Genomic DNA, 7,835 nt, shown 5'->3' with positions numbered 1-7,835 from the left:
CAGTTCCTCATCCAGCGCGCCCTCGGCCACCACGGGGATCTCGATGATTTCGGACCACCATTCGAACAGGTCGCGTTCGGCCAGCGTCCCGTCGCCCAGGGCCGTCGCGCCGATGGGGCCGAAGGCGATGTAATCCGCGCCCGCCTCGCCCGCGGTCAACCCGTCATGGCGCGAGGCCCCGCAGAAGGCCCCCACGATGGCGTCTGTGCCGAGCGCCTTGCGGACCTTGCGCACGCTGCGCGACCCGTCGGTCAGGTGCACCCCGTCAAGCCCCAGCCGCTCGACCAGGCCCAGATGCGCCTCGATCACCAGCGGCACGTCGCGGGCATGGGCGATCTCGCGCAGGGCATCGGCGGCGCGCGCGACGCTGTCCTCGTCGCGCGTGGCCATTGTTAGCCGCAGGCAGGCCACCGGATGGGCATCCAGCACCGCGGCCAGGCGCGGGGCGAACGTGTCCAGCTCGAAGGCGGGGGGGGTGATGAGGTAGATTTGCGGGCGCTCGATCTCGGCCATTTCGGGGCTCCTCGGGTCGTTCGCGCCCCTATAGCGGGCTTCGCCTTGCTTGACCATCGCCTGAACCGGGCGGGCGCTTGAACCGGGGGACGGGCCCGCGTATCAGGCGGGCGCAGCCCAGCCCGGAGCCCCCCGCATGGCCGATCAGCCTGTCTTTGTCCTTGTCCGCCCGCAGATGGGCGAGAATATCGGTGCGGCGGCGCGGGCGATGTGGAATTTCGGGCTGACGGGCCTGCGGATGGTGGACCCGCGCGATGGCTGGCCGAACCCGCGCGCGGTGGCGCTGGCAAGCGGGGCGGGGCGGCTGCTGGATCATGCGGGCGTCTTTGCCACCACCGCCGAGGCGCTGGCCGATTGCGACTATGTCTATGCCACCACCTCGCGCGCACGGGGGCTGACCAAGCCGGTCGTCACCCCCGAACGCGCGATGGCGCAGGCGCGCGGGATGATCGCGCAGGGCCGCCGGGTCGCGGTGCTGTTCGGTCCCGAGCGCGCGGGGCTGGAAAATGAGGACATCGCGCGGGCCAATGCCATTGTCGAGGTGCCCGCGAACCCGGAATTCCCCTCGCTCAACCTGGCGCAATGCGTGTTGCTGACGGCCTATGAATGGCGCCGCCAGTCGCCCGGCATCCTGCCCGAGCGCGTGCAGATGGCCGGGGCCGCGCCCGCCACGGGGCTGGAGGTCGAGAAACTGGCCGAGCATTTCGAGGAACGGCTTGAGGCGGCGGGGTTCTTCTTTCCCGAAACCAAGGCCGCGAACATGAAGCTGAACCTGCGCAACATGTGGAGCCGGATGCCGCTGACGCGGGCCGATGTGCAGACGCTGCACGGGATGCTGCGGCAATTGATACGGGGGCGCGGCGACGGGCTCTGACTTGAAGGCACCCCTTGGCGGAACTACTGTTCGCCGCAGGCCTCAGACGCGCGGCAGGGACGGGCCGCCGAAAGGGACATCCATGACCAGGAAGCGCAACATCTTCGAGGAGGTCGGCATCGAGGCCCCGCGCGAGCGGCCCGTGGTGCAGCCCGGCGCGATCGACCGCGCGGCCCGTCGGGGCGCGCGCAGCGCGGTGCGGCTGTGGCTGATGATGCTGTTGCTCATCGTCGCCGCGATGCTGGTGATCGGCGCCTTTGCCCGGCTGACCGAGATGCTGGTGCCGATGCCGAACTGGAACCCGCTGTTCGGGGCGCTGCCGCCGCTCGACCCCGGCGACTGGCTGGCGGCGTTCGACCGCTTTCGCCAGAGCCCGGTCTATCGCGGCGAGGCGCATGGGCTGGGGATCGACGAGTTCCATCTGGCCTTCTGGTGGGGCTGGGGCTCGCGCCAGCTGGCGCCCACGGCGCTGGTGCTCTGGGCGGTGGGCTTTGTCGGATTTCTGGCCGCGGGCAAGATGCCCAAGGGCTGGGCGCTGCGCCTGTTGGGGCTGGGCGTCCTGATCGTGTTCCTGGGCGCGGCCGACTGGCTGGTGGGCGGGGGCGGCATCGCGCCGCCGCCCTTCGATTTCCTGTCCTACCGCATGGCGCTGCATATCGGCTTCGGCTTCTCGCTGATCGGGGTGACGGCTTGGTTCATCTTCAAGCTGTCGCGGACCGAGGCCGACCTGTTGCAGGCCCGCCGGGTGCGCGATCCGGCGGGATACGGGATGGCGACGGCGCTGATGCTGCTGGTCTTTCTCCAGATCCTGCTGGGCTCGCAGGTGGCGGGGCTCTATGCGGGGCGGGCCTATACCGACTGGCCGATGATGGCGGGCGACTTCCTGCCGCCGAACCCGTTCCATATCGAACCCGTGTGGCGCAACTTCTTCGAGAATCACGGGCTGGTGCAGTTCCTGCACCGGATGAACGGCTATCTGGTGGCCGTGCTGGGCCTCGTGACCTGGTTTGTCGGGCGCAAGAGCGTGCATCGGCGCACGCGCCGGGCCTTTGACCTGGTGGCGCTGATGGTGCTGACGCAGGCGACGCTGGGGATCGGGACGATCCTGCTCGCCTCGCAATGGCCGATCGCGGTGGCCCACCAGATCGGGGCGATCACGCTCTGGACGCTGGTGCTGCATGCGCGGTTCCTGGCGCGATACCCGGTGCAGCAATCGACGATCCGGGGGTAACGGATGGGTGCGTTCGACGATCTGATGGCGTTCCAGCGCGAGACCGAGGCGCTGGCGCAGGTGATGGGGCGGCTGGGCTGGGACCAGGAAACGGTGATGCCGAAGGGCGCGGCCCAGCAGCGCGCCGACGAGATGGGCGCGCTGGAATCGGTGCTGCACGCGCGCCGGACCGATCCCAGGGTCGGCGAATGGCTGGCGGCGGTGGACGAGGCGGCGCTGGACCCGGCGGGCCGGGCGCAGCTGCGCCATATCCGGCGCAGTTACGCGCGCGCGACGAAACTGCCCGACCGGCTGTCGGCCGAGATCGCCCGGGTCACAAGCCGCGCGCAGGGCATCTGGGCCGAGGCGCGGGCGGGTGACGATGTCGCGCATTTCCTGCCCATCCTGACCGAGGTCGTGCGGCTGAAGCGCGAGGAAGCCTCGGCGCTGGCCGAGGGCGGCAGTCTTTACGACGCGCTGCTGGACGATTACGAGCCGGGCGCCACCGCCGCGGGGCTGGCAGCCATGTTCGACCGGATGCGGCCGCGGCTGGTGGCGTTGCGCGAGCGGATCATGGGATCGGGCCGCGCGCCGGCCGCGCTGTCGGGGCATTTCCCGACCGAGGGCCAGATGGCGCTGGCGCGTGAGGTGGCCGGCCATTTCGGCTATGACTGGCGGCATGGGCGGCTGGACCGGTCGGTGCATCCCTTCACCAGCGGGTCGGGGACGGATGTGCGGATCACGACGCGCGTGGACGAGGCCGAGCCGCTGGGCTGCCTTTACTCCACGCTGCACGAGGTCGGCCATGGTGCCTATGAACAGGGGATCGAGCCCTCCTATCGGCTGACGCCGCTGGGGGCGGGCGTGTCGATGGGCGTGCATGAAAGCCAGAGCCGGATCTACGAGAACCAGCTGGGGCGGTCCCGCGCGTTCTGCGGCTGGCTGCATGGACGGATGACCGGGATCTTCGGGTCCTCGGGCGCCCCCGATCCGGATGCCTTCTACGCCGCGGTCAACCGGGTGCATTCCGGCTTCATCCGCACCGAGGCGGACGAGGTGCATTACAACCTGCATATCATGCTGCGCTTCGATCTGGAGCGCGACCTGATCGCCGGGCGGCTGGAGGTGGCCGATCTGGAAGAGGCCTGGAACGCGCGGTTTCTGGCGGATTTCGGTCTGGCGGTCGACCGGCCGTCGAACGGGGTCCTGCAGGATGTGCATTGGTCGGTGGGGCTGTTCGGCTATTTCCCGACCTACACGCTGGGCAATGTCTATGCCGGGTGCCTTCATACCGCGCTGCGCGCCGCGGTGCCCGCGCTGGACGACGATCTTGCCCGTGGTCATGCCGAACCGGCGACCGCCTGGCTTGCGGTCCAGGTCCAGCGCCATGGCGGGCTGTATCTGCCGGCCGAGATGATCGAGCGCGCCTGCGGATTTGCGCCGCATGAGGGTCCGCTGATGGATTATCTCGACGCAAAGTTCGGCGCACTCTACGATCTGTAAGTGCCCGGAGTGCGGGCTGGAAACGATGTCGGGGCGCTGGTAGAAGGCGGAATGATGCGGCGCGGGACACTCTTGGGCGAGCTGTGGCAAAGCGCACGGCGGGTCGCCTTTGCCATTCTCGGCGGGGTGATCCGGCGCTATTCGCCCGAGGAGATCGAGGAACGGGTCTCGCGTCGGCCGATCCACGAACAGGTCTTCATCGTGCTCGCGGTGCTTCTGGCGCTGCTGTTCACGAGCCTGCTGTTCGCCAATGCCGGTGTCATCGGGCTTCTGGTCTATTTCCTGATCATCATCATCCTGGTGCGCTGATCGGCAGTCACGGGCCGATCACGCAGCCATGACCGGCCGGGCGGATTGCCGTTTTTCCATTGGTTTTCAACTGTCTGAAATTCACCCCACCGAAGCCTGCCGATCTATTGCCACATTTTTTCAATCGGCGGTGATCCGGTTCGCGACAGCCCCCGTATCCCTTGCACAACCACACAGAACAAAGGGAACTGCAAATGGACATCATCGGCCCCCTCGCGCTTGGCACCATTGGTTTCGTCGTGGCCTTCGCCTATATCAACATGCGTCAGACCGAAGAGCAGCTTGCCGAGACGCGCCGCCGCAAGGCTAAAAAAGCCGCTGCCGCGTCGGCGTCGGCCATGCGGATCGCCGCCGAGTGATCCCGGCCTCCTGCGAGTGAAAGGATCAGGGCCGGGTGGGCTCCCGCCCGGCACCGATCCACCCGCTCACGCCTGCCAGTCCGGCGGGCGTTTTTCGAGAAAGGCGCTGATTCCCTCGTTCGTATCGCGCCAGAGCATGTTCTCGACCATCACGTCGCCAGCATGGGCATAGGCGTCGGAAATCTCCATCTCGATCTGTTCGTAGAACGTCCGCTTGCCGATCCGCACCGCGGAGTTGAGTTTGCCTGCGACGGTTTCGGCAAGGGCGCGGGTTTCCTGATCGAGACTGTCATGGGGAACGGCGCGGTTGATGAGCCCCAGCGTGGTCGCCCGGTCGGTGTCGATGAAGGCGCCGGTGGTCAGCATCTCGAACGCCTGCTTGCGCGGGATGTTGCGGGTCAGCGCGACCATGGGCGTCGAACAGAACAGCCCGATATTCACCCCGTTCACCCCGAAGCGCGTGCCCTCGGCGGCGATGGCCATGTCGCAGGAGGCGACAAGCTGGCAGCCCGCGGCGGTGGCAATCCCGTGCGGCGCGGCGATTACCGGCTGGGGCAGGCGCATGAGCCCCGTCATCACCGATGCGCAGCGGGCGAAAAGATCGGCGAAACAGGCGCGCCCGCCATCCTCTGCCTGGCGGCCCTGCTGCATCTCCTTCAGGTCATGGCCCGCGCAGAACGCCTTGCCATTGCCTTTCAGGATCACCACGCGCGTCTCGCGATCCTTGGCCAGTGTGTCGATCTGCGCCTGAAGGGCGGCCAGCATCGCATCCGACAGCGCGTTCAGCCGTTCGGGCGCGTTCAGGGTCAGCGTGGCAATGCCGCCGGCATCCTCACGCAACAGGATTTCGGTCATCTTGTCTCTCCTCGCCTCGGCGGCGAAGACTACGCGTCACAGGGACAGGGGAAAAGCCATGAACGTGGTGATGGACCGGGACGCGCTTGCCGCATTCCTTGCGCGGGAATTTCCGCAGGTCTGCGACGGTTTCGTGATCGAGGAGGTCGCGCCGATGGCCGTGCGGGTGCGCATGGCGGTGGCCGAGCGGCATCTGCGGCCGGGCGGCACGGTGTCGGGGCCGTCGATGTTCGCGCTGGCCGATGTCGGGATCTTCCTGGCGATCCTTGCGATGATCGGACCGAGGGCGCTGGCGGTGACGACCAATTGTTCCATCGACTTCATGCGCAAGCCCGCCGCGGGACGCGACCTGATCTGCGAGGCGCGCCTGCTGAAGCTGGGCCGCGTGCTGGCGGTGGGCGATGCGCTGATCTTTTCGGAAGGAATGGCGGGTGCCGCGGCGCGCGCCGGGCTGACCTATTCGATCCCGCCCAAGGGGTAGGGGGGCCTTCTGCCCCCCGTCCGCGGACGCGGACTCCCCCCGAGGATATTTCCGGCCAGAAGAAGGCAGGGTGTCAGGGCATCAGGCGCGCGACATAGCCCGGCAGCGCGAAGGCGGCCTTGTGCACTTGGGGCGTGTAATAGCCGGTGTCGATGCCTGACGCGGCGAAACGCTGGTCCAGCACGTCGAGCGGGGTCTGGCGCGCGTCGCCATCGGTGCCCCAGCCGAAGGCCATCGGCCCGCCGGCATAGGTGGGCACGGTGGCGAGATAGCAGCCCCAGTCGGCGAAGAGCGCCTTGAAGGCGCGCATCGTGTTCGTCAGTTCGTCCCCCTGCAGGAAGGGCACGCCGTTCTGGGTGACGAGGATGCCGCCGGGCGCAAGCGCGCGTTTCGCATGGCCGTAGAACGTGTCGGTGAACAGCACCTCGCCCGGTCCTACGGGATCGGTCGAATCGACGATGATGACGTCGAAGCCGCCTTCGGTGCGGCGCATGAAGGCCGCGCCGTCGTCGATGACGAGGGTCAGGCGCGGATCGTCGAAGGCGCCCTGGCTGAGCATCGGCAGGTATCGTTTCGAGAAGTCCACGACACCCGCGTCGATCTCGACCATGGTGACATGGGCGACCGAGGGATGGCGCAGCGCCTCGCGCGCCATGCCGCCATCGCCGCCGCCGATGATGAGAACGCGGCGCGCGGCCCCATGCGCCAGGATCGGCACATGGGTCAGCATCTCGTGGTAGATGAAGTTGTCGCCCTCGGTGGTCTGCACCACGTCATCGAGCGTGAGGACGCGGCCGAAGGTGGCGTTCTCGAACACCTTCAGCCGCTGATGCTCCGTCTCGCTGTCATAGAGCAGGCGATCCACGCGCAGGGACAGCGCGTAGTCGGAATGCAGGCTTTCGCGGACCCAGTCGGTCATGCCGCCTGGACGTCCGTCACCAGACCATCGCCGCGCAGCAGTTCCTTGACGCGGACATCCTGGGTCCCGAAAGCGCGCGACAGCACGTCGACGGCGCGCCAGGGTTGCGCATCGCCGCACATGAACACGTCGAAGGCGCCATAGCCGATCTCGGGCCAGGTGTGCACCGAGATATGGCTTTCGGCCAGCACGGCCACGCCGCTCACGCCCTGGGGGCTGAACTTGTGGGTGTGGATATGCAGCAGCGTGGCACCGCATTCGCCCACGCAGTCGCGGAACGCCTGCTGGATGCGGGCCTCGTCGTCGAGACCATGGCCGTTCACCACCTCGATGATGAGATGGGTTCCGGCGAATACCCGACCGTCGCGGCGGATGAAATGGTCATCGCGCGAGTCGTCGACCACGTCACGGGTTACGTCTGCAGCCGATTGGCCGCGGTGATCTTCCGCATGGGCGCCTGTCTCCAGACCGATCCCCAGTTGGAAGAGGTTGGCGTCGCTCATGGCGCTCCCCTTCTGACCAGTAGATTGAATCCAGTCGGTCCCTTAGCGCCCCCCCGGTGCTCCGAAGTTGGGATCGGTTCCGATCATGTGGAGTGGCACGTAAGGGTTCGTGTCGAGTCGATCAAGGGGTTTCTGCTGCGATTGCAACATTCCGTCCCTGGCCGGGCCGGCCGGCCACCATGTCGGGGTCGGCTGCATGGGGCTGGCCATCGACGCGGTTCAGGCCGTATAGGACGCGCAGCCGCTGACCGGAGGGCGATCCATGGCTGAAAGAGACGAAAAGCGGGACGGCATCGCGGCGCGCCCTCT

The 7,835-nt window shown here is 67.6% G+C and carries 10 protein-coding genes and 1 pseudogene; 6 read left to right on the top strand and 5 right to left on the bottom strand.

The genetic code is table 11. The features are described 5' to 3' along the window. Positions 1-513: thiamine phosphate synthase (locus tag ENN83_RS05235; RefSeq protein WP_287184868.1), on the bottom strand; the 513-nt coding region annotated here is incomplete at its 3' end. Positions 514-649: 136 nt separating this feature from the next. Here ENN83_RS05235 and ENN83_RS05230 point away from each other — a divergent pair. The 5 genes from ENN83_RS05230 to ENN83_RS05210 all read left to right on the top strand — a co-directional run bounded on the left by ENN83_RS05230 (position 650) and on the right by ENN83_RS05210 (position 4,768). Further along, positions 650-1,387: an RNA methyltransferase gene (locus ENN83_RS05230; protein ID WP_287184865.1), complete on the top strand. Its 738-nt coding sequence runs from the start codon at positions 650-652 to the stop codon at positions 1,385-1,387. Between the two features lie 82 nt (positions 1,388-1,469). Further along, positions 1,470-2,618, top strand: coding sequence for a COX15/CtaA family protein (locus tag ENN83_RS05225; RefSeq protein WP_287184863.1), 1,149 nt, complete (start codon positions 1,470-1,472; stop codon positions 2,616-2,618). Between the two features lie 3 nt (positions 2,619-2,621). After that, on the top strand, positions 2,622-4,100 hold the full coding sequence (locus ENN83_RS05220; protein WP_287184860.1) for a carboxypeptidase M32: 1,479 nt from the start codon (positions 2,622-2,624) through the stop codon (positions 4,098-4,100). Between the two features lie 54 nt (positions 4,101-4,154). Then, the gene (locus ENN83_RS05215) at positions 4,155-4,409 is read left to right on the top strand and encodes a hypothetical protein (RefSeq protein ID WP_287184858.1); all 255 of its coding nucleotides are present in this window, start codon (positions 4,155-4,157) and stop codon (positions 4,407-4,409) included. A 194-nt stretch (positions 4,410-4,603) separates the two neighbouring features. Continuing rightward, on the top strand, positions 4,604-4,768 hold the full coding sequence (locus tag ENN83_RS05210; protein ID WP_287184856.1) for a hypothetical protein: 165 nt from the start codon (positions 4,604-4,606) through the stop codon (positions 4,766-4,768). 66 nt (positions 4,769-4,834) lie between these two features. On the opposite strand, the pseudogene ENN83_RS05205 reads toward ENN83_RS05210, so the two are convergent. Beyond that, a pseudogene (locus ENN83_RS05205) lies at positions 4,835-5,626 on the bottom strand (enoyl-CoA hydratase); the annotation flags it as partial. A 55-nt stretch (positions 5,627-5,681) separates the two neighbouring features. On the opposite strand from ENN83_RS05205, the gene ENN83_RS05200 reads away from it, so the two are divergent. Continuing rightward, on the top strand, positions 5,682-6,104 hold the full coding sequence (locus ENN83_RS05200) for a PaaI family thioesterase (RefSeq protein ID WP_287184853.1): 423 nt from the start codon (positions 5,682-5,684) through the stop codon (positions 6,102-6,104). 73 nt (positions 6,105-6,177) lie between these two features. On the opposite strand, the gene speE is transcribed toward ENN83_RS05200, so the two are convergent. The 3 genes from speE to ENN83_RS05185 all read right to left on the bottom strand — a co-directional run. Continuing rightward, positions 6,178-7,023, bottom strand: a complete 846-nt coding sequence (speE, locus tag ENN83_RS05195) for a polyamine aminopropyltransferase (protein WP_287184850.1) — start codon at positions 7,021-7,023, stop codon at positions 6,178-6,180. Continuing rightward, positions 7,020-7,526 (bottom strand): adenosylmethionine decarboxylase, encoded by a 507-nt coding sequence (gene speD, locus ENN83_RS05190; protein WP_287184847.1) that lies wholly within the window; start codon positions 7,524-7,526, stop codon positions 7,020-7,022. Before speD ends, speE begins: the two co-directional genes overlap by 4 nt. A 121-nt stretch (positions 7,527-7,647) precedes the next feature. Next, on the bottom strand, positions 7,648-7,835 hold a 188-nt coding region (locus tag ENN83_RS05185), incomplete at its 5' end, for a hypothetical protein (RefSeq protein WP_287184845.1).

It is taken from the genome of Rhodovulum sp. (assembly GCF_011048875.1).
Lineage (GTDB): Bacteria > Pseudomonadota > Alphaproteobacteria > Rhodobacterales > Rhodobacteraceae > Rhodovulum > Rhodovulum tesquicola.
The sequence above is the reverse complement of the archived record's forward strand: the minus strand, read 5'-3'. Positions and strand labels throughout refer to the sequence as shown.

Coding starts and splice junctions, on each gene's coding strand:
- ENN83_RS05230 (WP_287184865.1), top strand. CDS start 650: ATGGCCGATCAGCCTGTCTTTGTCCTTGTCCGCCCGCAGATGGGCGAG.
- ENN83_RS05225 (WP_287184863.1), top strand. CDS start 1,470: ATGACCAGGAAGCGCAACATCTTCGAGGAGGTCGGCATCGAGGCCCCG.
- ENN83_RS05220 (WP_287184860.1), top strand. CDS start 2,622: ATGGGTGCGTTCGACGATCTGATGGCGTTCCAGCGCGAGACCGAGGCG.
- ENN83_RS05215 (WP_287184858.1), top strand. CDS start 4,155: ATGCGGCGCGGGACACTCTTGGGCGAGCTGTGGCAAAGCGCACGGCGG.
- ENN83_RS05210 (WP_287184856.1), top strand. CDS start 4,604: ATGGACATCATCGGCCCCCTCGCGCTTGGCACCATTGGTTTCGTCGTG.
- ENN83_RS05200 (WP_287184853.1), top strand. CDS start 5,682: ATGAACGTGGTGATGGACCGGGACGCGCTTGCCGCATTCCTTGCGCGG.
- speE (WP_287184850.1), bottom strand. CDS start 7,023: ATGACCGACTGGGTCCGCGAAAGCCTGCATTCCGACTACGCGCTGTCC.
- speD (WP_287184847.1), bottom strand. CDS start 7,526: ATGAGCGACGCCAACCTCTTCCAACTGGGGATCGGTCTGGAGACAGGC.